This is a genomic window from Bifidobacterium miconisargentati, from assembly GCF_019331675.1.
GTDB classification, from domain to species: domain Bacteria; phylum Actinomycetota; class Actinomycetes; order Actinomycetales; family Bifidobacteriaceae; genus Bifidobacterium; species Bifidobacterium miconisargentati.
The window spans coordinates 1-23,880 of record NZ_JAHBBJ010000025.1; the positions used below are offsets into that span (position 1 = coordinate 1).

The 23,880-nt window shown below is 64.2% G+C and carries 16 protein-coding genes and 1 tRNA gene; 6 read left to right on the forward strand and 11 right to left on the reverse strand.

What is annotated here, in order from left to right; translation table 11 throughout:
• Positions 1-356: 356 nt before the first annotated feature.
• The 3 genes from purD to purF form a co-directional block, all read right to left on the reverse strand.
• On the reverse strand, positions 357-1,628 hold the full coding sequence (gene purD / locus KIH81_RS11370) for a phosphoribosylamine--glycine ligase (protein ID WP_214305426.1): 1,272 nt from the start codon (positions 1,626-1,628) through the stop codon (positions 357-359).
• 146 nt (positions 1,629-1,774) lie between these two features.
• Positions 1,775-2,812: a phosphoribosylformylglycinamidine cyclo-ligase gene (gene purM, locus KIH81_RS11375; RefSeq protein WP_214305427.1), complete on the reverse strand. Its 1,038-nt coding sequence runs from the start codon at positions 2,810-2,812 to the stop codon at positions 1,775-1,777.
• 119 nt (positions 2,813-2,931) lie between these two features.
• Positions 2,932-4,446, reverse strand: coding sequence for an amidophosphoribosyltransferase (gene purF / locus KIH81_RS11380; RefSeq protein ID WP_214305428.1), 1,515 nt, complete (start codon positions 4,444-4,446; stop codon positions 2,932-2,934).
• 168 nt (positions 4,447-4,614) lie between these two features.
• Here purF and KIH81_RS11385 point away from each other — a divergent pair, with 168 nt between their 5' ends.
• Entirely contained in the window at positions 4,615-6,264 is a 1,650-nt protein-coding gene (locus tag KIH81_RS11385; protein ID WP_236029588.1) for a Y-family DNA polymerase, read from the forward strand.
• A complete protein-coding gene (locus KIH81_RS11390; RefSeq protein ID WP_214305430.1) occupies positions 6,261-6,479 on the forward strand; it encodes a hypothetical protein in 219 nt (72 codons plus the stop codon). The genes KIH81_RS11385 and KIH81_RS11390 overlap by 4 nt, the downstream gene beginning before the upstream one ends.
• 116 nt (positions 6,480-6,595) lie before the next feature.
• Here KIH81_RS11390 and KIH81_RS11395 read toward each other — a convergent pair whose 3' ends face one another.
• Complete coding sequence (locus tag KIH81_RS11395; protein WP_214305431.1) at positions 6,596-7,573, reverse strand: aldo/keto reductase family protein; 978 nt, start codon at positions 7,571-7,573, stop codon at positions 6,596-6,598.
• Between the two features lie 446 nt (positions 7,574-8,019).
• On the opposite strand from KIH81_RS11395, the gene KIH81_RS11400 reads away from it, so the two are divergent.
• Positions 8,020-9,597: a Na+/H+ antiporter NhaC family protein gene (locus tag KIH81_RS11400; protein WP_236029590.1), complete on the forward strand. Its 1,578-nt coding sequence runs from the start codon at positions 8,020-8,022 to the stop codon at positions 9,595-9,597.
• Here KIH81_RS11400 and KIH81_RS11410 read toward each other — a convergent pair.
• The 5 genes from KIH81_RS11410 to purT all read right to left on the reverse strand — a co-directional run bounded on the left by KIH81_RS11410 (position 9,555) and on the right by purT (position 18,055).
• Positions 9,555-10,142: a uracil-DNA glycosylase family protein gene (locus KIH81_RS11410; RefSeq protein WP_214305432.1), complete on the reverse strand. Its 588-nt coding sequence runs from the start codon at positions 10,140-10,142 to the stop codon at positions 9,555-9,557. The two genes, KIH81_RS11400 and KIH81_RS11410, sit on opposite strands and share 43 nt — an antisense overlap.
• 93 nt (positions 10,143-10,235) lie before the next feature.
• Positions 10,236-11,630: a lactonase family protein gene (locus KIH81_RS11415; RefSeq protein WP_236029592.1), complete on the reverse strand. Its 1,395-nt coding sequence runs from the start codon at positions 11,628-11,630 to the stop codon at positions 10,236-10,238.
• A gap of 331 nt (positions 11,631-11,961) precedes the next feature.
• Positions 11,962-15,714 (reverse strand): phosphoribosylformylglycinamidine synthase, encoded by a 3,753-nt coding sequence (locus tag KIH81_RS11420; RefSeq protein WP_214305433.1) that lies wholly within the window; start codon positions 15,712-15,714, stop codon positions 11,962-11,964.
• 205 nt (positions 15,715-15,919) lie between these two features.
• Positions 15,920-16,669, reverse strand: a complete 750-nt coding sequence (gene purC, locus KIH81_RS11425) for a phosphoribosylaminoimidazolesuccinocarboxamide synthase (RefSeq protein WP_214305434.1) — start codon at positions 16,667-16,669, stop codon at positions 15,920-15,922.
• 78 nt (positions 16,670-16,747) lie between these two features.
• Positions 16,748-18,055, reverse strand: a complete 1,308-nt coding sequence (gene purT, locus KIH81_RS11430; protein ID WP_214305435.1) for a formate-dependent phosphoribosylglycinamide formyltransferase — start codon at positions 18,053-18,055, stop codon at positions 16,748-16,750.
• Between the two features lie 185 nt (positions 18,056-18,240).
• Here purT and KIH81_RS11435 point away from each other — a divergent pair, with 185 nt between their 5' ends.
• Together KIH81_RS11435 and KIH81_RS11440 are read left to right on the forward strand one after the other, a co-directional pair.
• Positions 18,241-19,434, forward strand: coding sequence for a pyridoxal phosphate-dependent aminotransferase (locus tag KIH81_RS11435; protein ID WP_214305436.1), 1,194 nt, complete (start codon positions 18,241-18,243; stop codon positions 19,432-19,434).
• 140 nt (positions 19,435-19,574) lie between these two features.
• Positions 19,575-20,735, forward strand: coding sequence for a glycosyltransferase (locus KIH81_RS11440; RefSeq protein ID WP_214305437.1), 1,161 nt, complete (start codon positions 19,575-19,577; stop codon positions 20,733-20,735).
• 234 nt (positions 20,736-20,969) lie between these two features.
• On the opposite strand, the gene KIH81_RS11445 is transcribed toward KIH81_RS11440, so the two are convergent.
• Positions 20,970-21,995 carry a threonine aldolase family protein gene (locus tag KIH81_RS11445; protein ID WP_109058197.1) on the reverse strand — a complete coding sequence of 342 codons (1,026 nt, stop codon included), beginning with the start codon at positions 21,993-21,995 and terminating at the stop codon, positions 20,970-20,972.
• 284 nt (positions 21,996-22,279) lie between these two features.
• Positions 22,280-22,355 (reverse strand) — tRNA-His (locus KIH81_RS11450).
• A 353-nt stretch (positions 22,356-22,708) separates the two neighbouring features.
• Here KIH81_RS11450 and KIH81_RS11455 point away from each other — a divergent pair.
• The gene (locus KIH81_RS11455) at positions 22,709-23,785 is read left to right on the forward strand and encodes a bile acid:sodium symporter family protein (protein WP_109058196.1); all 1,077 of its coding nucleotides are present in this window, start codon (positions 22,709-22,711) and stop codon (positions 23,783-23,785) included.
• Positions 23,786-23,880 lie beyond the last annotated feature (95 nt).

The following is a 23,880-nucleotide window of genomic DNA, read 5'->3' on the forward strand; positions in this document are numbered from 1 at the left end:
ATCAACCCCACCGCGTTCCTTCTGAACCCGTCGTCGTAACGACGCCTGCGATCCCCAGACATGAGAAACCGCACCTCCGATCACCGAACCAGAATTACTCCAATCCAACAATCAGGGTGCGGTTCAATTCCGTAGCTCCCCTCAGTCAGCTTCGCTGACAGCTCCCCTCAGAGAGGGGAGCCGGGACAACGTCCTAGCACCTATCAAAACGAGAAAAGCTCTCCAATGGGGAGCTTTTCTATGTTCAGCCTATTTCACTTGCTGAAGGTGTGATTACGTGTGCGACTTCAAGGCGTACCGAGGGAAGACGTACGAAGGTACGTCGACCGAGGAGCAACGCTGAAGGCGCTCCGTAATCACGCATTCAGCGCTTTGAAGCCGATGTCGTGGCGATAAAACAGTCCCCGCGTCTCCAGCTTGTCGAGGATCGCGTAGACCTTGTCCTGCGCGGACTTGATGTCCGGGGCGGAGGTCTCCACCAGCAGGACGCGGCCGGAGTTGGCCACCAGACCGCCCTTGCCGTCGGACACCACGCCGGCGTAGTAGACGTGCGAGTCCTCGTCCACCTCGATTTCGGGCACGCGGGCGCCCTTGATGACGTTCTCCGGGTAGCCGTTGGAAGCCAGAACCACGCCGAGCGTGGCGTTCTCCTCATCCCACGTGAACTCCGGGGTGCCGCCGTTGAGGATTTCGCTGATGCCCTGGCCCAGGTCGGAGGTGAGCTTCGGGAGCACCACTTCGGTCTCCGGATCGCCGAAGCGGGCATTGAACTCGATGACCTTCGGGCCGTCGGCGGTGGCGATCAGGCCGGCGTACAGGATGCCGGTGAACGGCGTGCCCTCCTCGGCCATGCCCTCCACGGTGGGGCGCACGATGGTCTCGATGGCCTCATCGATCACGGATTGCGGAATCTGCGGCACCGGGCTGTAAGCGCCCATGCCACCGGTGTTCGGGCCCTCATCGCCGTCGTGGGCGCGCTTGTGATCCTGGGAGATCGGCATCGGCCAGAACTCGGTGCCGTTCACGAAGCTCATCAGGGAGAACTCCTGACCCTCCAGGAAGTCCTCGATGACCACCTTGGCACCGGCGGAGCCGAAGCGATGATCGACGAAGATGTCCTCCAGCGCACGTTGGGCGGTGTGCTCGTCCATGGCCACGGTCACGCCCTTGCCGGCGGCCAAGCCATCGGCCTTGATCACGATCGGGGCGCCGTGCTCGTGCACGTAGTTCTGGGCGCCTTCCAGATCGGAGAACGTCTGGTACTTGGCGGTCGGGATATTGTGACGCTCCATAAGCTGCTTGGCGAAGTCCTTGGAGCCCTCGATCTGGGCGGCGGCCTTGCGCGGGCCGAACGCCTTGATGCCGGCGGCGGCGAAATCGTCCACCAGACCTTCGATGAGCGGAACCTCCGGGCCGACGAACACCCAGTCGTAGCCGTTATCCTTCACGAAGTCGATGAGCGCCGCGTGGTTCGATTCGCTCAGTGCGGTGATGTGGATGCCGTCCTTGAGCATGCCCGGGTTGCCGGGGGCCACGGTCACTTCATCCACGCTGGCACCCTTGAGCAGGGTGTAGGCGATGGTGTGCTCGCGTGCGCCGGAACCGATGACCAGAACCTTCTGTCCCATTGATGTGTCCTTTCCGAGAATATTCTGGCTCCCCTCTCCGAGGGGAGCTGTCGCGCCAGCGACTGAGGGGAGCGGCGGCGACGAATGCCGACTCCCCTCAGTCTCGCTTCGCGAGCCAGCTCCCCTCAGAGAGGGGAGCCTCGAAGTTACTTCAGTACGATCTGGGTGCCGTCCGTGTCCGGGGCGATGCGGCCGATGACATAGCCGGCCTCGCCATTGGACTTGAGCAGCTCAAGGGTCTCGTCCGCGCGGTCGGCGGAGACGGCGAGCACCATGCCGATACCCATGTTGAAGATGTTGTACATCTCCTTGTGGTCGATGTCGCCGGCCTTCTCCAGCACATTGAAGATGGGCAGCACCGGCCAGGTGCCGAGCTCGATCTCGGCGGTCAGGCCGTCCGGGATCATGCGCGGGATGTTCTCGATGAAACCGCCGCCGGTGATGTGGGCCACGCCCTTGACCAGGCCGGCCTTGAACAGCGGGGAGAGGGCCTTGACGTAGATCTTGGTGGGGGTGAGGATCACCTCGCCGAGTGTCTTGCCGTCCAGCTCGTCCAGCTTGGTGTCCACGGTGTAGCCGGCCTGCTCGAACAGGGCCTTGCGCACCAGGGAGAAGCCGTTGGAGTGGATGCCGGTGGAGGGCAGGCCGATGAGCACGTCGCCGTCGGCGATGGTGGAGCCGTCCACGATGGCGGACCTCTCGGCAACGCCCACGGAGAAGCCGGCCAGATCGTATTCGTCCTCGTCGTACATGCCCGGCATTTCGGCGGTCTCGCCGCCGACCAGCGCGGAACCGGCCTGCACGCAGCCGTCCGCCACACCGGCCACGACCTGCTCCAGCAGGGCCGGATCGTTCTTGCCGCAGGCGATGTAGTCGAGGAAGAACAGCGGCTCGGCGCCCTGGGCGGCGATGTCGTTGACGCACATGGCCACGCAGTCGATGCCGATGGTGTCGTGCTTGTTCATCATCTTGGCGACCATGAGCTTGGTGCCCACGCCGTCCGTGCCGGAGATCAGCACCGGCTCCTTGTAGCCGAGGGAGGCCAGATCGAACAGGCCGCCGAATCCGCCGATGCCGCCGACCACGCCGGGACGGTTCGTGCGGGCAACGTGCGACTTGATGCGCCTGACGACTTCGTATCCGGCTTCGACGCTCACTCCAGCGTTCTCATATGCTTTTGGCATTAGGTGGGCCTTTCTGCTCACACCCCGGCTCCCCTTGTCAGGGGAGCTGTCGCGCGAAGCGTGACTGAGGGGTAGTCATTGGTTGAAATGTGTATACGCTTGAATCGATTGAATGACGGTCACTCGGACTCGGTAGGCTGCACGGTGTTGTACTCGTTGCCGATGTACTTGCTCTTGTACAGCGCGAATTCGGGCAGGCGCACGCGGTCCTCGGGCGTGAGGGACTTGAGGAAGTCGGCCTCGTAGTCGTCCAGGGCGGTGGGGTAGTCGCCGTTGAAGTAGGCGACGCACAGGCCGCCGTACGGGGCGTCCGCATTGAGTCCGATGGACTCGACCAAGCCGTCCAACGACAGGTAGGCCAGCGAATCGGCACCGATGAACTCACGGATCTCCTCCACGCTCATCTTGGCGGCGATGAGCTCCTTGGTGGTGGAGATGTCGATGCCGTAGAAGCACGGGTACTTGAGCGGCGGGGAGCTGATGCGCATGTGCACCTCGGCCGCGCCGGCTTCCTTGAGCAGCTGCACGATGCGCTTGGAGGTGGTGCCGCGCACGATGGAATCGTCGATGACGATGACGCGCTTGCCCTTGACCACGCTGCGCACGGCGGACAGCTTCATGCGCACGCCCTGCTCGCGCAGCTCCTGCGTGGGCTGGATGAACGTGCGGGCGACGTACTGGTTCTTGATCAGGCCCATCTCGTTGGGCAGTCCGGCGGCCTCGGCATAGCCGGACGCGGCGGACAGGGAGGAGTTCGGCACGCCGATCACCATGTCCGCGTCCACCGGGGATTCGGCGGCCAGGCGCGCGCCCATGCGCTTGCGGGCGGAGTGCACGTTGACGCCGTAGATGTCCGAATCCGGGCGGGCGAAGTAGATGTACTCCATCGAGCAGATGGCCAGCTGCGTGTTGTTGGTGTACTGGATGATCTTGTAGCCGTGGTCGTTGATCACCACGATCTCGCCGGGACGGATGTTGCGCACGAGTTCGGCGCCGACCACGTCCAGGGCGCAGGTCTCGGAGGCCAGCACGTACGCGCCGTTCTTCATCTTGCCCAGGGAGAGCGGACGGAAGCCGTTCGGATCGAGCGCGCCGATCATGGCGTCCTCGGTCATGAGCAGGTAGGCGAAGCCGCCGTGGACCGTGTTGAGCGCCTCCTTGAGCTTGTCCATGAAGGTGCGCTGCAGGGAGCGGCGGATGAGATGCATGAGCACCTCGGTGTCCGAGTTGGAGTGGAAGATCGCGCCTTCGTCCTCCAGCTTGCGGCGCAGTGACGGGCAGTTGGTCAGGTTGCCGTTGTGGCACAGGGCCACGTCGCCGTCGTGGAAGCGGAAGATGAACGGCTGGATGTTGTCCGTGGTGCCGGAACCGGCGGTGGCGTACCGCACATGGCCGATGGCGCGGTCGCCCTTGAGGCGCTCGATTTCGCGCTCGTCGCCGAACACCTGGGTCAGCAGGCCCAGTCCGCGGTGGCCGATGAGATGACCGTGGTCATTGGAGACGATGCCTGCGCCTTCCTGACCGCGATGCTGCAGTGCGTGCAAGCCGAAATAGGTGAGTCGGGCGGCGTCGGGATGGCCCCATACGCCGAAGATGCCACATTCCTCGTGAATGTCTTCGAGTTCAGCCGACAAGCCAAAGCTCCTTTTCAAGCAGGGGGTTCACTACCTGTTAACCCTACCAATCGGCAACTACATCGACGCTCGCGGCGTGTCGAACAAATGTTCGAAGGTTGTGCTATGGTGTTGGAACAACGAATCGAACATCAGGTGGTTGCGCATGGCAGGGAAGGGGTGATGGTCATGACGGCATCGGCATATGGCGGGCGTCGGAGCACGTATTTGGCCATCGACCTGAAGTCCTTCTATGCCTCGGTGGAATGCGCGGCGCGCGGACTCGACCCACTGGCCACGCACTTGGTGGTGGCGGATGAGACGCGGACGGACAAGACCATCTGTCTGGCCGTGTCGCCCTCGTTGAAGGCGTATGGCATCCCCGGCCGTCCGCGCCTGTTCGAGGCGAAGCAGCGGCTGGAGGCGGTGAACGCCGCGCGGGCGGCGGCGATTCCCGGTGGCCGTTTCGTCGGTGAATCGTGCGATGTGCGCGATCTGGAACGCACGCCGTTGCTGAAGGCCGCGATGGTGATCGCAAAACCCCGCATGGCCCACTATCTGCAGATCAGCGGGCAGATATACGGCATCTATCTGAAATACGCGGCACCCGAGCACATCCACGTCTATTCGATCGACGAGGTGTTCATCGATGCCACGCCGTACCTCATGGCCTTAGGCATGACGCCGCACGAGATGGCCCGTGCCATCGTGCGCGACATCCTCGATGCGACCGGCATCACGGCCACGGCCGGCATCGGGACGAACATGTACCTGGCCAAGGTCGCCATGGACATCGTGGCCAAGCACATGCCCGCGGACCGGGATGGCGTGCGTGTGGCCGAGTTGGATGAGATGTCCTACCGCCGGCTGCTGTGGAACCACAGGCCGCTCACCGATTTCTGGCGGGTCGGACGCGGATACGCCCGCAAGTTGGAACGGGCCGGGCTGCTGACGATGGGGGATATCGCCCGGTGCTCGGTGGGCCGGGCCTCCGACTATTACAACGAGGATCTGCTGTACCGCATGTTCGGGGTGAATGCCGAACTGCTCATCGACCATGCGTGGGGTTGGGAACCGTGCACCATCGCGGACATCCAATCCTATGAGCCGGATGCGCACAGCACCAGCATCGGCCAGGTGCTCACCGGTCCGGCCATATGGCATACGGCACGGCTGATCACCAAGGAGATGGCGGATGCGCTCGCCCTCGACCTGGTGGGCAAAGGCGTGAGAACGAACCGCCTGATGCTTGTTGTGGGGTATGACGCCGGCAGCCTTGACCCGGACAGGCTTGACGATTGCGAGGAACCGGCGATGCGCCGGCTGGCGGAACGGGCGGCAAGGGAATACAAAGGCCCGGTGGTCTATGACCATTACGGTCGCAAGGTACCCAAACCCGCAGTCGGGTCCATCGGGCTGGGCGATTTCACCGCGTCCGCCGACCGTATTCGCACGGCGATGGCGATGCTGTTCGAGCGCATTGCCGATCCGCTGCTGCTGGTGCGCCGCCTGACCGTGGTCGCGGACGATCTGACCACGCCCGAGGAGCTGGCCGCCGGCAAACGGTATGAACAATTGGATCTGTTCGCCGATGTGGAGACCGAGTCGATGGAAGCCGGAATCCGCGGGGAAGCGGGCGGGGGTGGTGAATCGTTGCGGTGGGTGCCGACCGCCAAGGCTTTAGCCGGCGAAAAGAGCTCCCATGCGGAGGACATCGAACGCGCCCTGCTGGATATCAAGCAACGGTTCGGCAAAAACGCCGTAGTCAAAGCCATGAACATGGAGAAAGGAGCCACCGGCATAGAACGAAACAATCAGATTGGGGGACATAGAGCATGACGTTGCAGGAAACGCATCGATACGACGACATTATCGATATGCCGCATCATCAGTCACGCCGGCATCCGCACATGTCCCGGCATAAACGGGCCGCGCAGTTCATGCCCTTTGCGGCCCTGTCCGGCTATGACCAGGTCATCGCGCAAACCGCCCATGACATGGAGGAGGCCATAATTCGGGAGAACAGCCAGTACGACCGTGATTTCGGTGCATAGGAGTCGGTGCATAGGAGGCCGTAAAGAGCGGGAGGGTGCTCCCGTGTGAAAGCACCCTCCCGGAAGGGCTATGGTCATGACCGATCCGCTATGGCCGCATCTGCGCCTCCAGATCGTCAGCCGACGTGACGCTCGAAACGGTGGAAACCGGTGATCTTGTCGATTTCGGCCATGGCATCGGCCGGAATCACGAAGCCGGAGGCCTTGAGGTTGTTCTCGAGCTGGCTGGGCTTGGATGCGCCGGCGATCACGCAGCTGATCTCCGGATGCTGCAGGATCCAGGCCATCGAGAGCACCGGCAGGTTCGTGCCGAGTTCGTCGGCGACCGTGCGCAGCTGTTCCACCTTGTCGAGGTTCTCGTCGGTGAGCAGGTCATTGATCTGGTGGTCGGACTGCCAGGTGGCGCGGGAGCCGGCCGGCAGCGGCTGGCCCTTGCGGTACTTGCCGGTCAGGAGGCCCTGGGCGAGCGGGGAGAACGTGGTGATGCCGATGCCGAGCTTGCGGCAGGTGCCCATGATCTCATGCTCGATGTAGCGGTCGTTGAGGTTGTACTGCGGCTGAACCACGGTGATCGGGTACAGGTTGTAGCGGTCGATGATGCGCTGCGCCTCCTCGAGACGGGCGGAGCCCCATTCCTCGGACACGCCGTAGTAGAGGACCTTCCCCTGCGCCACCAGGTCGCTCATCGCGCGCAGCGTCTCGGTCAGGTCGGTGGTCTCGTCGAAACGGTGGCAGAAGTACATGTCGAGGTAGTTGAGCTGCATGTTCTCCAGCGTCTGGTCGATGCTCTCGAAGATGTGCTTGCGGCTCAGACCGCGGTCGTTCACGCCCTCGCCGGTGGGGAAGAAGACCTTGCTGGAGATCACAAGTTCCTTGCGCGGGTACTCCTTGAGCACTTCGCCAAGGAATCGTTCGGCCGCGCCGCCCGAATAGGCGTCGGCGCAGTCGAAGAAGTTGACGCCGTTATCGTACGCCAGCTTCACGGTCTGCTTGGCCACATCCTCGGCCGCCGTGCCCTTGAGATCCGTGACCCAGCTACCCAGTGCGATCTCGCTGATCTTCAGACCGGACTTGCCAACGCTGCGATACTTCATTGTTGCTCCTTCGTTGCTGTGTGGTGTGCGCCGTGAGAGTGCGGAAACGTTTCCCGCGCATGCACCGCGGCGCGCATGCTTGTTTATCGATAACATCACGGTGTGTCCGTGAGCGCTAACAATCATTAACGATCCCTATTGAAACAGTTCAATCGCACTTGAACGCAAACCCCGGCGACGCCTCCGCGCGTGTCGTGCCTGGATGCGCGGAGGCCCATGCGACCACGTTGGGCGAGCATCCGGCCGCTCCGACGGCTTTGCTCTTGTATCTTGGTATGCGGTATCAGTGCGGCGGCATGCCGCATACCCATTGCGGAAGGCCGTTACATCAAGATTGACATGGCTCTTATTCTTGGCTCCCCTTGTCAGGGGAGCTGGCGGCGAAGCCGACTGAGGGGTAGTCCGGATGGGAATCATCATGCCGGCGCCGGGAAAGGGAAGGACATATGGCGGAAGCGCTGACGATGTTGATGTTCTGCGCGGTGCTGTTCGTCAGTGTGGGATTCGGCTGGTCGATCATTCCCGCTCTGCTCATCGGCGTGTTGCTGTTCACCGGCTACGGTCTGGCACGGAAAGTCCCGTTGCGGGGCATAGCCGTTCATACCGCCGGCAGCATGCGTGCCGCATCGACCGTGCTGGTCACCTTCGTGCTGATCGGCTTGCTCACTTCGCTGTGGCGGGCCAGCGGCACCATCGCGTACATCGTGGCCCATGCGGCCACGATCATCCATCCCGTAACGGTGCTGCCCCTCAGCTTCCTCCTATGTTCGAGCATGTCCGTGCTGACCGGTTCCTCTTTCGCCAGCGCGGCCACGATGGGCACGATCTGCATGTCGCTCGGCCTGACCATGAATGCCAACCCGGTGATATTGGGCGGTGCGATCCTGGCCGGCGTCTATGTGGGCGACCGCTGCTCGCCCGTGTCCACCAGCGCGTTGCTCGTCGCCCAGCTCACGCACACCAACCTGTTCGACAATCTCGGACGCATGGTACGCACCGGCGCCGTGCCATTCATACTGAGCTGCCTTGTCTACGGAGCGGCCGCGGTGCCGGATACGCATTACGGTTCGGGATCCGGCGCATCGCGATCGGCGACCGTGGCCGGACAATCCGCAGTCGCGGACGGCGCAACGGACATCGCCGCGCTTTTCTCCTCGACCTTCCACCTGCACTGGCTCACGGTGCTGCCGGCGATCGTCGTGATAGCGCTTGCACTGATGCGGCTTGACGTACGCCTGATCATGCTCGCCAGCATCGCCACTTCTACGGCGGTCTGCATCGGCGTTCAGGGCATGGGGTTGCCGGATCTGCTGCAGCTGCTGATATTCGGGTATCGTTCGGACGATCCGCAGGTCGCCGCACTGCTCGACGGCGGGGGCATGGTATCCATGCTCACCGTGATGGCGATCGTATGCATTTCCGCCGCCTACTCCGGCATCTTCACGCAGACCCATATGCTTGACCGCCTGCAGCACGCGATATCGGCATTGGCCGGGCGCGTCGGAACCGTTACGGCCACCATCATCACGTCAGTCGGCGCGGCCATGCTCGCCTGCAACCAGACACTGGCCATCATGCTGACCCATCAGCTGTGCGGGGGATTGTATCGTCACGATGCCGCATACGACGGAAGCAAGCGTATTGCCGATGCCGCGGACGGTGGAGCGGGTTTCGCGCCGAGTAGCGGGAACAACACCGGCGAGCGAGATACAGCAAGCGGTGACGCAGACAGCGTCGATGCCACCGACGCAAATAGTCCCGCAAATACCGCGGCCGCGACCGATGCGGATGATCGCGCGCGGCTCGCGCTCGCCATCGAGGATTCCGCCGTGGTCATCGCGCCGCTGGTGCCCTGGGCCATCGCCGGCGCCGTGCCTCTGGCCACCATCAACGCACCCACGTCGAGCCTGTTCGCCGCGGTCTTCCTGTATCTGCTGCCTCTGTCGCGCATCGTCGGGGAACTAATTGCCCGGAAAGCGCGTCAGCTCAGGTCTGACAGTGCGGGTCGCATGGCCTTGCGGTAGACGGCCACAAGATCGTCCAGCCGCATCGAGGCGTTCGCGGGGCTGGTGGAAGGCAGCGGGGTCATCGGGATGGCGATGCCGGCTTCCGTCAGACGCGGTTCGATGAGTTTGCGGTACAGTTGGGCCGATTTCGCGCCCGTGGTGAAGATGCGCGTGATCGGCGCTGCGCGCAGTATCGGCGTCAGATCGTTCGGCATGGCGTTGCGGATGCTGGAATCGGATGCCCCGGTGATATCGCAGGAGGCGATCACGTCCCACAGCGCGAAATGGTGGCGCAGGACGAATGCGCGACGGGATTCCGGCGTATCTCCGGCGGAGTCGGTCATTTCGGATTTGCCAATCGTGTGCGGTGATGATGCGGATCCCGAACCGCTGGCATCGGCGAATACCGCCTCCATCACCGGCCAGAACCGGTTGCGCGGATGCATGTAGTAGAACGACGCCTCACGGGATTTCGGACTCGGCATGGAACCCAGAATCAGCAACCGCGATTCGGCATCCCACACCGGTCCGAACCCGTGCTCGACATGTGTGTATTCGCTCATATTGTGTAACCCACGGGACCGCCCCTCAGCCGGCCACGCCGTCAGCGTCTCTGGCGGGGAAGTCGACTGACAGGACAAGAGAGAGGTTCCTCGTCACAGCCTCACGAACACGGTGGGGGAGCCGGACGGAAGATCGGTGGCATGGATGGGCGTGCCGTCGGCTGCAAGTCGGAACACGGTCAGGTTGTTGGAGACCTCGTTCGCCACCAGCAGCAGGTCGCCTACCGGCAGGATATGGCGCGGACGACTGCCACCGCAGTCGATGCCTCGGCCTCGCCAGCCGGGTTCGTCGGTCGGGGCCATGCGTGACAGGCGCTCGCCGTTCCAGCCCAGCGCCACGATACGTTCCGATCCGCGCAATCCGACGTATGCGATGCCGGCAATCGACGGTTCGGCCTCGGAATCATGCGCGATGTCGTACGTGATGTCATGCGTTCCGGCCTTACCGTCGGCATCGGCATCGGGAGCATCGCCACGCAACGTGGACCACGGCACAAATGCCAGCGATGCCGCCTGGTCCAAGGGATCGCCGCCAAGATCAACGGTCTGCAACACCGCGATGCCATCCGCCGAGTGCCCCATGGCGGCAGCGGTCCCGCCATGATCGCCGGCATGTTCGGGAATGATGCCAAGATTCGTGTCGGCCTTGTATGAGTCGCCTGCGCCCACAGGCTCCGGGCCGAGCAGCGTCACCGTATTGCCCCATTCATCGACCACGGCCACACGCCATTGCGTTGCCGCATCACCGGCGGCCGGCAACAGGTGCATGTCCCGCGGGCCGGTGCCCGGTGCCAACGTCACCGCGCCGACGCGCTCCAGCACTCCGGTGTTCCACCGATGCACGTAGATGCGATCCGCGCCCAAGTCGGTGGACAGCACACGTCCGTCCGGCAACGGCAGAATCCAATGCGCGTGCGGGCCCTCCTGCGCCGGCAACGGGCCATGGCCTTCGCCGGTCAGCACCTGTGCGGCATCCAGAACCGCGCCATTGGCCGCAATCGGGAATACGCTGACATGCCCGTCGGCGTAACAGGCCACGATGAGATGCTTGGCGCCGAGATCGTCGATGGCGATCGCCGCATGGGTCGGGCTGACGCCTTGGGCCGCCACGCGGGACAACTCGGTCAGGGTAGGCGCGGCCATGCGCTCGCCGGAACCGTCCGTGGCGGCATCGTCGGCCGCATTGCCAACGTTCGCGGCATCGTCTCGTCCGACGCGGAACGCGGCCACTTCGTTCGTATCCTCGAGCACGGCGTACAGCAGATCGCCGTCGCGCTCGATCCAGGTGGGGGAGGGGACATCGGCCAGCAGGCCATCTTTGAGAAGCGTCACGGACGATGCCGCGGTATCCGATGCCGCGTCCCCGTCGTTGCCGGACGTGCCGCCATCGTGCGCAATCCGTACTGATACCGATTCGATGCCCGGGCAGGAGGAGCCTCGCGTCGCCCCGAATCCGCCGACCGCCAGTGCCAGAACTGAATCATTCATGTCATGCATGGCATTCAATCTACTCCACGGAGAACGGCCTCCGGCGATTTTTGGCAAATGGTGGCTCCTCCGCCCTGCTATAGGCCGAGCAGGACAGCCTTGTGCCTAAAAAAGAGAATGTTTGATGCTAGAAGCACCCGTCTTCTGGCATCAAACAATCGCATTTCGCCGTTTCAGCGATCGTTCGGTGCCAGAAGCCACCCGCTTCCATCCTGAAACGATCGCTGAAAGACGCAAAAGAGGCCGTTTCCTGCCAGAAGAGATGCCCTTCTGGCAGGAAACGGCCTCTAACGCCGGTCAGGTCCCAGCCGCGACAGCGGCCGCAACCTCATCAGGCGGCGAAGTACTCCACACCGGCCTCGAAGATCGGCTGGTACTTGTTGCCCGGCACGTTGGCGTACAGGCCCTCGCCGGAACGCTCCGAGTGACCCATCTTGCCGAACACGCGGCCGTCCGGGCTGGTGATGCCCTCGATGGCCAGCAGCGAGCCGTTCGGGTTCACCGCCAGATCCAGACCGGGCACACCGGCCTCGTCCACGTACTGCGTGGCGATCTGACCATGGGCCTTCAGGGAAGCCAGCACCTCATCGGAGGCCACGAAACGGCCCTCGCCGTGGGAGATGGCCACCGTGTGCACGTCGCCGACCGAGGTCTTGGACAGCCACGGGGACAGGTCGGAAGCCACGCGCGTGCGCACCAGGCGGCTCTGGTGACGGCCGATGGTGTTGAACGTCAGCGTCGGGCATTCCGCGGTCATCGGCACGATGTCGCCGAACGGCACCAGACCCAGCTTGATGAGCGCCTGGAAGCCGTTGCAGATGCCAAGCATCAGGCCGTCGCGGTTCTTCAGCAGGTCGCGCACGGCCTCGGTGACGGCCGGGGCGCGGAAGAACGCGGTGATGAACTTGGCGGAGCCGTCCGGCTCGTCGCCCCCGGAGAAGCCGCCCGGAATCATCACGATCTGGCTCTTGGCGATCTCCTCGACCAGCTGCTGCGTGGATTCGGCCACGGCGGCCGGCGTGAGGTTGTTCACGATGAGCGTGGACACCTCGGCGCCCGCGCGCTCGAACGCGGCGGCGGAGTCGTACTCGCAGTTGTTGCCCGGGAACACGGGGATGATCACGCGCGGCTTGGCCACCGGAGCACCCACGTACACGGTCTTCTTGACGCCCGCGGCCTCGGTGTGGAAGTCGATGGTCTCCACGGTCTTGCCCTGTTCGTCGCCCTTGGAACGGTACGGGAACACGGACTCGATGCCGCCCTCCCAGGCGTTCTGCAGCTCGGCCAGGTCGATGGTCTCGCCGGCGGCGCGGAAGCCGTACGCCTCCGTGGTCACGCCGATCTCGCCCACCTCGACCAGGTTGGAGACGGCCGGGATCTTCTCGTTGTCCTTGAGCTCCACGATGAACGAGCCGTACGCCGGGGCGAACAGGTCGTCCAGGGCGATTCCGTCGTTCAGGTCCACGCCGATGCCGTTGCCCACGGTCATCTTGAACAGGGCCTCGGCGGTGCCGCCGTAGCCCGGAGTGGACACGGCCAGCGCGGTGTGGAAGTCGGTGAGCTCCTCGACCAGCGAGAACGCCTCGAGCAGCGCGTCCTTGTCCGGCGTGATGCCGTCGGCCAGATAACGCGGCGCGATGCGCACGATGCGGTGGCCGGCACCCTTGAACTCGGGGGAGGTGGCGCGCTTCATGTTGCCCACCGCCACGGCGAAGGAGATCAGCGTGGGCGGCACGTCCAGATCCTCGAAGGAGCCGGACATGGAGTCCTTGCCGCCGATGGCGCCGGCGCCCAGATCCACCTGGGCCATCAGCGCACCGAGCACGGCGGCCGTGGGCTTGCCCCAGCGTTCCGGCTCGTCGCGCAGCTTCTCGAAGTACTCCTGGAAGCTCAGGTACGCCTTCTCATGCTCGAAGCCGGCGGCCACGAGCTTGGCCAGCGACTCGACCACGGACAGGTACGCGCCCGTGAACTGGTTCTTCTCCATGATGTACGGGTTGAAGCCCCAGGCCATCGCGGAGGCGGTGGTGGTCTCGCCGAACACCGGGAACTTGGCCACCATGGCCTCGTTCGGGGTGAGCTGCTTGACGCCGCCGAACGGCATGAGCACGGTGCCCGCGCCGATGGTGGAGTCGAAACGCTCGGACAGGCCCTTGTTGGAGGCCACGTTGAGGTCGGTCACCAGCGCGTGCATGCGCTCCGCCAGGGAGCCGGAACGCCATGCGGCCGGCACCTCGTACGCCTGCTGGGCCTCGACGTGCACGGTCTGGTGCTTGGAGGCGCCGTTGGAGGCCAGGAACTCGCGGGAGAGGTTCACGATCTCATCGCCGTTCCAGGTCATCACCATGCGCGGGTCCTCGGTCACGGTGGCGATCACCGTGGCCTCGAGGTTCTCCTCGCGGGCGTACCCCAGGAACTCGTCCACGTCCTCGGCGGCCACGTCCACGGCCATGCGCTCCTGGGATTCGGAGATGGCCAGCTCGGTGCCATCCAGGCCCTCGTACTTCTTGGGCACGGTGTTGAGATCCACGTACAGGCCGTCCGCGAGCTCGCCGACCGCCACGGACACGCCACCGGCGCCGAAGTCGTTGCAGCGTTTGATGAGGCGGCAGGCATCGCCGCGGCGGAACAGACGCTGCAGCTTGCGCTCGACCGGGGCGTTGCCCTTCTGCACCTCGGCGCCGTCCAGCTCCAGCGATTCCACGTTGTGCGCCTTGGACGCGCCGGTGGCGCCGCCGATGCCGTCACGGCCGGTGCGGCCGCCCAGCAGGATGATCTTGTCGCCGGGGGCCGGGGTCTCGCGGCGCACGTGATCGGCCGGGGTGGCGGCCACGACCGCGCCCACCTCCATGCGCTTGGCCACGTAGCCGGGGTGGTAGATCTCGTCCACCTGGCCGGTGGCGAGGCCGATCTGGTTGCCGTAGGAGCTGTAGCCGGCGGCCGCGGTGGTCACCAGCTTGCGCTGCGGCAGCTTGCCCTCGAGCGTCTGGGAGACCGGCACGGTCGGATCGGCGGCACCGGTGACGCGCATGGCCTGGTACACGTAGGAGCGGCCGGACAGGGGGTCGCGGATGCAGCCGCCGATGCAGGTGGCCGCGCCACCGAACGGCTCGATCTCGGTGGGGTGGTTATGGGTCTCGTTCTTGAACAGGAACAGCCAGTCCTCGTCATGGCCGTTCACGTCAACCTTGACCTTGACGGTGCAGGCGTTGATCTCTTCGGACTCGTCCAGGCCGGTGAGGATGCCGTTCTTCTTGAGCCACTTGGCACCGATGGTGCCCATGTCCATGAGACACACCGGCTTGGCGTCGCGGCCCAGCTCGTGGCGCATCTCGAGGTAGCGCTCGAAGGCGGCCTTGACCACGGCGTCGTCGATGTTCACCTCGTCCAGCTCGGTGCCGAACGTGGTGTGGCGGCAGTGGTCGGACCAGTAGGTGTCGATCACCTTGATCTCGGTGATGGTGGGCTCGCGGCCCTCCTCGGCGAAGTACTTCTGGCAGAACTCCAGATCGGCGAGGTCCATGGCCAGGCCACGCTCGTCGATGAACTTCTGGCCGGCGGCCGCGTCCATCTCGTTGAAGCCGGCGATGACCTCCACCTTGCCAGGCGTGGGCACCTGGGTCTTCAGCGTGTCCTTGGCGGCCAGGCTGGCTTCGCGGGCCTCCACCGGGTTGATCACGTAATGCTTGATGGCCTCGACGTCCGCGTCCGTGAGCTCGCCTTCGAGGGCGTACACCTTGGCGGAACGCACGGTGGGGCGCTCACCCTGGGAGATGAGCTGGATGCACTCGCTGGCCGAATCGGCGCGCTGATCGAACTGGCCGGGCAGAAACTCGGTGGCGAACACCTTGGCCGCGCCGAAATCGGGCAGGTCGGCGGAGACGTCGTCCACCTGCGGCTCGCTGAACACGGTGGGCGTGGCCTGACGGAACAGCTCCTCGCTGATGCCCTCCACGTCGTAACGGTTCACGATGCGCACGGCCTTGAGACCGGAGATGCCGAGGATGGTCTTCAGCTCGCCGGCGAGCTGCTGGGCCTCGACGTCAAAGCCGGGCTTCTTCTCCACGTATACGCGGAAAACCATGGGAATCCTTTCTTGATGACAGGTTGATGAGTGATGAGAAAAAAAGACTTGGCTCCCCTCTCTGAGGGGAGCTGTCGCCTTAGGCGACTGAGGGGAGCGCCAGATGACAACTCATGTAGTCTCCCCTCAGTCAGCTTCGCTGACAGCTCCCCTCAGTGAGGGGAGCCAAATTTGCGTCTTATGTGCTTTCGCCCCGGCGAACCGCTCAGGCGACTTCGATGCCCTCGGACTTGGCCAGCTCGGTCAGACGGGACTCGATCTCCTCGTAGGCCGGGATGATGGAGCCCAGACCGCGGCGGAACAGGTCCTTGTCCAGATGCTCCACCTTGCCGGAGTGGTCGCGCTGATCCCACAGGCGGCAGGAGTCCGGGGTGATCTCGTCGGCCAGCAGCAGCGTGCCGTCGGAGGCGCGGCCCATCTCGATCTTGAAGTCCACGAGCTTGACGTCGATCTTGGCGAAGATGTCGATGAGGGCCTCGTTGATCTTGCGGGCCAGCGGGGCGATCTCGGCCAGATCCTCGCGGGTGCACACGCCGAGGGCCACCAGATCGTCGTCGTTCACGAACGGATCGTGCAGGTCGTCGTTCTTGAGGAAGTACTCGAGCACCGGCTCCTTGAGCGGCAGGCCTTCCTCAACGCCCAGACGGGAGCAAAAGTGGCCGGCGGCGGTGTTGCGCAGCACGATCTCCAGCGGGAACATGTCGATCTTGCGCACCAGCTGGGCGGTGTCGTTCACGCGCTTGACGAGGTGGCTGTCGATGCCGCGGGCCTTGAGCAGGTCGAAGATGATGGTGGTGATGAGGTTGTTCAGGCGGCCCTTGCCGGTGAAGTCCTCTTTCTTCTCGCCATCGCCGGCCGTAGCGGTGTTCTTGTATTCGACCCACAGGATCTCCGGGTCGTCGGTTGCGTACAGCTGCTTGGCCTTGCCCTCGTAGAGCTTTTCCAGTTTCTCCATGATCGCCTTTCAAATCAGCGGAATTTCTGGGTGAACTAACGGTAAAAGGGTACCAATCGCCGGGGATAACGACGTGGCTCAGCGCACGTCGATGTCGAGCGTCTCGGCCACGCGGGCGGCCTTGGCGCGGGCGTCGGCCTCGCCCTGCCCGACGGCGAGCGCCACGGCCATGCGACGGTGGCCATGGACCTCCGGCTTGGCGAAGATACGCAGGTCGGTGCCGGGCTCGGCCAGCGCCTCGGCCACGTTCGTGAACTCGGCCTCGCCGTCGCCGGCCACCACGATCGCATGGCTCGCGGCAACTTCTCCGGCTGGCAGGGTGAGCGCCACATGCCCGGCGGTGACCGGCAGACCCAGGATCGCGCGGGCGTGCAGGGCGAACTCGCTCAGCCGCTGCGAGGCCATCGTCACCATGCCCGTGTCGTGCGGTCGGGGGGAGACCTCGTTGAACAGGATCGAACCGTCGGTCAGCACGAACAGCTCCACGCCGAACACGCCCCAGCCGGTCTCGCCGGCCGCCTTGGCCTTGGCCACCAGTCCCTCGACGGCGGTGCGGGCGATGGCCTGCGCCCGTTCGGCCTCGCCGTCGGGTTCGGCCGCCGGCTGCCACGACTCACGGTAGTCGCCCGATTCCTGGCGCTGGCCGATCGGGGCGCACGTCACGATGCCGGCCGACGACGAGACCGTCAGCACGGTCAACTCGCGCTCCAAGGGAGCCAGCGCCTCCACGATCACGCGGGACACATCGCCCTCACCGGACGCGCGGCGTCCCTCCTGCGCCTCCGTCCACGCGGCGTCGATCGCGTCGACGGCGCGCACCACGGACTGGCCGTGGCCGGACGAGCTCATCACCGGCTTGACCACGCACGGATAGCCGACCTCCTCGGCGCCCGCACGCAGCTCCTCCAGCGATCCGGCGAAACGGTACGGCGTGGTCGGCAGGCCCAGTTCCTCATGGGCCAGCACGCGCAGACGCTCGCGATCCATGCAGATGGCCGCGATCTCGGCGCTCGGCACCACCTGGGCGCCGGCAGCGGCGGCCCCGGCCAACACGTCCGTGGCGATGGCCTCGACCTCGGGCACGATGATGTCCGGCCTGACCTCGTCGAACAGGGCCTTGAGCTCGTCGGCGTTCGCCATATCCAGTACGCGGTACTCGTGCGCCACCTGCTGAGCCGGCGCACCCGTATACGAATCGGCCGCACACACCCATGCGCCAAGCCTCATCAGCTCGATGGTGACCTCCTTGCCGAGCTCGCCGGAGCCCAGGAACAGCACGCGGGTGGGGCGCTTGCCCAACGGCGTGCCCAGCGTGCGGCCGGCGGCGGGGGAGGAGATGGAATCTGCGGCGGAGGCCGCGGAAGTGTTCACAGCATGCTCAGTCATATCCCACATTCTGCCATGCCGCACGAATTTTGCCGTCTGTAACCGGTCATAAACCATGTGTATAGACACGCCGTTGCATGCGCGACATGCCTGCCGTACCTTATGAATCACCGGCCGATATGTTCATCGCGGTCGGGCCAACGTTTCAAGGGGATTCATACGGAACACGGCGAGGGGGATGCGGCATGCCAGCGCGGAACGCGGCACTGATTTCCAAACGGGCGGCGGGACTGCCCGGCAACCCCTTCGCCGAGGCGGATGCACGCGCCGCGGCCGCCGTCGCCGCCGGCAAGGACGTCATCGACCTGAGCAAAGGCAATCCCGACGGGCGGCCGCCGGCATTCGTCCAGGACGCGCTCGCCCACGCCGCGCACGATCCCTCGCTCTTCCGATACCCGCCGTTCGACGGTGTACCGGCGTTTCTCGAATCGATCGCCGGATGGTACGGACGTCAGCACGGCGTGACCGTGGATCCCGCCACACAGCTGCTCGCCACATCCGGCTCATCGGTGGGCATCGCCACGGTGATTCAGGCACTCATCGACCCCGGCGACACCGTGGTGGCCGTGGATCCTTATTATCCGCAGTACGAGGGGTCCACCGCGGTGGCCGGCGGACGGTTCGAGACGATTCCCGCCGGAGCGGATCGCGGGTTCCTTCCCGATCTGGATGCCGTGGACCCGGCCGTATGGACTCGGGCCAAACTGCTGATCCTCAACTACCCGAACAACCCCACCGGCGCCGCCGCCACGCCCGAACTGTACGAAACCGCCGTGCGGCTCGCCAGGCAATACGGATTCGTCGTGCTCAACGACTTCGCCTATGCGGGACTCGAGTTCGCCGGGGCGCGCTCGCTGAGCCTCTTGGAGACGCCCGGCGCATTGGACGTCGCGCTGGAGCTGGGGTCGCTCTCGAAGATGTATATGGTGGCCGGCTGGCGCGGCGGATTCGTGGCCGGCAACGCCGAGGTGCTTGCGGCGGTCAAGGCCCTGCACCGGCAGACCGCCGTTCTGGCGTCCAGCGTGATCCAGCAGGCGGGTGCGGTGGCGCTCGCCTCCGACCAGTCCACAGTGGCGGAACTGGCCGTTCAATACCAGCATCGTTTCGACGTGGTACGCGACGGTCTGGCCGGCAGCGGACTGGAGGTCGCCGAGGCGCAGGGCGGACTGTTCGCCTGGGCCCGCGTGCCGGAATCCTTCGCGCGGGACGGTTCGGCCGCGTTCACCGACTGGCTGCTCAACACGGCCGGCGTGGCGCTCATGCCCGGTTCCTGCTTCGGCGAGGCAGGCGAGGGGTGGGTGCGCATCAGTCTGCTCAAGCACACCGCGGACCTGTATCAGGCCGTGGCCCGCATCCGGCGTGCGCTGGACGCGCGGTAGCGTACGTGTGCATGCAGGCATGCGTCGTACGTACCCTAAATTAGGCAATCCGCGCTTCGCCACACGATTCCTGCCGAAGCCGGCGATTCGCAAGCTTTCCCATCCCCCGATCGCGTACGGGCGTGACCTAAGATGAGGCAATGCGCGAAAAAGGGAACGAAGAGAGCATCGACCGGCCGCTGACCATCGCCCTCGTGGTGGACACGGTGGGCAACCAGGGCAACGGCACCTCCAATTCGGCGCTGCAATGGGCCGCCGAACTCGAACGGCAGGGTCATCATGTGAGGCTCGTGGGCATCGGCGCCCCCGAATACCCGGCCCGCGTGAACAAGGTGCCGCTGGTCTCCTGGGTGGCGTCCAAACAGCTCATGCAGTTCGCCGAGCCAAGCGACACGCTGTTCCGCACCGCCTTCCAGGGCGTGGATGTGGTCCATATCTATATGCCGTTCAAGTTCGGCCGCCATGCCGCCAAGGTGGCGCGCCAGATGGGCATCCCCGTCACCGCTGGCTTCCATCTGCAGCCGGAGAACGTGCTGTATTCCGCAGGACCCCTGCGCCACATCCCCGGTGTGTCCAGCTTCCTGTACTGGCTGTTCAAGCACTGGCTGTACAATCGTGTCGACCACATCCACGTGCCCACCGAAATGACTGCGAGCCTGCTGCGTTCGCACGGGTACAAAGCGCGGCTGCACGTGATCTCGAACGGCTATTCGCCCGCCTACTCGCCCAAGGAGCCGGTCGATCCGCAAGCGCCCACGCCGGTGCCGTTCCGTGTTATCGCGTCCGGCCGTCTCGCCCATGAGAAGGATCAGATCACGCTCATCAAGGCGATTTCCATGTCCCGCCACGCCGGAGACATCCAGCTCATCATCGCCGGCACCGGGCCGCTGCGTCGCTACCTGACCTTCCGCGCTGGCAGGCTCCTGGCCCGCAAGGCGGAGATCGGGTTCCACAAGCACTCCGAGATGCCCGAACTGCTGCGTTCGGGCGACCTGTTCGTCCACTGCTCCATCGCGGACATCGAATCCGTGAGCGTCATCGAGGCGATGGCCTGCGGCCTGGTGCCGATCATCGCCGCGTCCGAGCTGTCCGCCGCAAGTCAGTTCGCCCTGCTGGACGAATCGCTGTTCCCCGTGCGCGACGCCGCACTGCTGGCCCGGCGCATCGACTGGTGGATCGCCCATCAGGCCGAACGTGCCGAGTGGGGCGTCAAGTACGCCGAGCACACCAAAGAGCACTACTCGGTGGAGGCGTCCGTGCACAAGTTCGTGGACATGGAGTGCGAGGCGATAGGGGAGTGACGGCCGTGGGGCGGAAGAAGCTCCCTTCAGAAGAAGAGAGCCGCAAACCCGCCTAAACTGGCTCCCCTCTCCGAGGGGAGCTGTCAGCGCAGCTGACTGAGGGGAGCCGCAAGCCACCCAAACTGTGGCTCCCCTCTCCGAGGGGAGCTGTCGCTGAAAGCGACTGAGGGGAGTCGGCGCAACCTACTGAGGGGTAGCCCGTCGTAGGTTGCGCCATGCGAGGATTTTGCGACCCTACAGCAGCGCGATGAGCTGGTCGACCTCCTCCGGCGTGGTGGACCAGCTCGTGCAGATGCGCATCACGGTATGCGCGTCATCGGCCTTCTCCATGAAGCCAAGCTTGATGTCCCGCTCCAGACGCTCGATGGTGGGCTGGTCAAGTGTCACGAAGATCTGGTTCGTGGGCGCGTCGAACGTCAGCTGGTAGCCCTTGGCCTTCAACGCCTCACGGATGCGGTCGGCCGCCTCGTTGGCGTTGCGGGCGATTCTGAAGTACAAATTATCCGTGAACAGGGCGTCGAACTGCGCGCCCAGCACGAATCCCTTGGCCAGCAGCGCGCCGTGCTGCTTGATGCGCGTCAGGAAATGCTTCGGCGTGTTGTGCTTGGTGAACACCACGGCCTCGCCGAACAGGGCACCCACCTTGGTGCCGCCGATGTAGAACACGTCCGCGATGCGTGCCACGTCCTCCAGCGTCATGTCGCCGCCGGTGGCGGTCAGCGCGTATCCCAGTCGCGCGCCGTCTACGAACAGCGGCATGTCGTAACGATGCGCCACCTCGGCGATTGCCTCGAGCTCTGCCTTGGAATAAATGGTGCCGTATTCGGTGCTCTGCGAGACGTACACGGAGCCGGGGAAGACCATATGCTCGTGATTGGCGTCCGCATAGAAGGTCTTGCAGTACTCGTCCAGTTCGCCCGCGTCCATCTTGCCGTTGTGGTGGGGGAGTGTGAGCACCTTGTGGCCCGCGTACTCGATGGCGCCGGCCTCATGTACGTTCGGATGGCCGGACGCCACCGCGACCACACCCGCATACGCCGGGGTGATGGTGTCGATGACCACCTGGTTGGCTTGCGTGCCGCCCACCAGGAACCACACGTCCGCGTCCGGCGCGCCGCAGGTTTCGCGGATTTTGGCTTTGGCTTGCGCGGTCAGCTCGTCTGAGCCATAGCCGGAATACAGGTGCTCATTGGCGCGCACCACGGCGTCGAGCACGGCCGGATGGGCGGCGCGGGAGTAATCGTTCTCAAAAGACAGCATTGCGAATCCTTCTTTTTGGGCCTCGTGGGGCAGTAGCCCCGAGTCTACAACGCTGACCCGTTGGATTTTGGTACAGAGCTGTATGACGTATTGGCCGATTCAAACCCTCACTATGTATGCGGTGTAACCATGAGGCCGCGTACATAGTGAGGGTTTGGCCGTGCGAAACGACACTATGTATGCGGCACCTTCGTTCGGCCGCGTACATAGTGAGGAACCCGGAATCGAACGACTGGCAGCTCGGAAAAACAAAAGACCCTTCCGATTTCTCGGAAGGGTCTTAGTGGGGTGGCCAACGCGGCTCGAACGCGCGACCTTCTGAACCACAATCAGATGCTCTACCAACTGAGCTATGGCCACCATGTTTGTTTCCCAGCAGGACTGAAAGACAACAGATGGATACTATACACACTTTTTCGGCGGCGTGCACATCGGCGTGTCGCAACGTTGCCGTGGTGATCCAGCAACATGGAAAACCGCTGATTTCCAAGCCTTTCTCCGGTGTGTCGCAGCTGTATGCGCAATCTCCGGAATCGCCTGACGATTTGGTGAAGCCGACAACTTCGAGGCGTCGAGTTTGGTGGAAGCCCCAAAAATGAATCGAATGAACGGCCATATGCCCACAATGTGAGCAACACGTTTCGTGTCAAGCCCCACGCGCTTAATTTCATGCGATGTTACTTGCAGTACATTCGTAACAGAGAGAGAAACACATGGAAAAGGTTAAGGCTTTTGCAGACTGGCTGACCAAATGGTTCACGGTCATCGTCATCGTCTGGGCCGTCTTCAACTACTTCGTGCCGCAGGCCAGCCTGTGGGGCAAGGCATACACCGGTTACATGCTGGGCATCGTGCTCTTCGGCATGGGCCTGACGCTCACGCTTGACGACTTCAAGCGCATCCTCACCCAGCCGCTCATGGTCATCGTCGGCACCATCGCCCACTTCGTGATCATGCCGCTCATCGCCGTGCTGCTGTGCTGGATCTTCCGCCTCGACGGCCCGCTGGCCGTGGGCGTGATCCTCGTGGGCTGCTGCCCGTCCGGCACCTCCTCCAACGTGATGAGCTACCTGTCCCGCGGTGATGTGGCCCTCGATGTGTCCATCGGCATCCTCTCCACCCTGTGCGCGCCGTTCATGATCCCGCTGCTGATGCAGTGGCTGGCCTCCCAGTACGTGCAGGTGCCGGTCGAGTCCCTGTTCCTCAACGCCGTCAAGGTGGTGCTCTTCCCGATCGCCCTCGGCGTGATCTGCCATATGATCTTCGGCAAGAAAATCGAGACCATCACCGTCGCTCTGCCGATCGTCTCGCAGGTCGCCATCCTCCTGATCATCGGCGTTGTGGTCGCGGCCAACGGTCCGAAGCTGTTCGTGGCCTCCTCCCTCATGGCCATCCCGGTGGTCATCCTGCACAACCTGTCCGGCTACGCCCTGGGCTTCGGCTTCTCCAAGCTGATGTACAAGATCTACCCGAAGGGCTTCCGCTACGCGCAGCAGAAGGCCATCACCTTCGAGGTCGGCATGCAGGACTCCGCCCTGGGCGCCACCCTGGCCCTGACCTCCTTCGCATCCAACCCAATCGCCGCCGTGCCGTCCACCTTCTTCTCCGTGTGGCACAACATCTCCGGCTCCATCCTGTCCAGCTGGTGGCGCAACCACGATGACCGCCACGAGATCCACTGGGATTCCGACAACGGCGAGAAGGGTTCCGCCAAGGGTGCCGATTCCGTGCACGCCTTCGACGCGGACAAGGCCACTGCCGAGGTGCCTCATTTGAAAATGAGCGCGTAATCCGGAGTGGTGCCTCACCTGTGGTGAGCGTGAAATCCTAGTCCGCGTCGGCTTGTGGGGTTTCGTCGTCTTCCGGTTCGACGCCCGCGATCCGG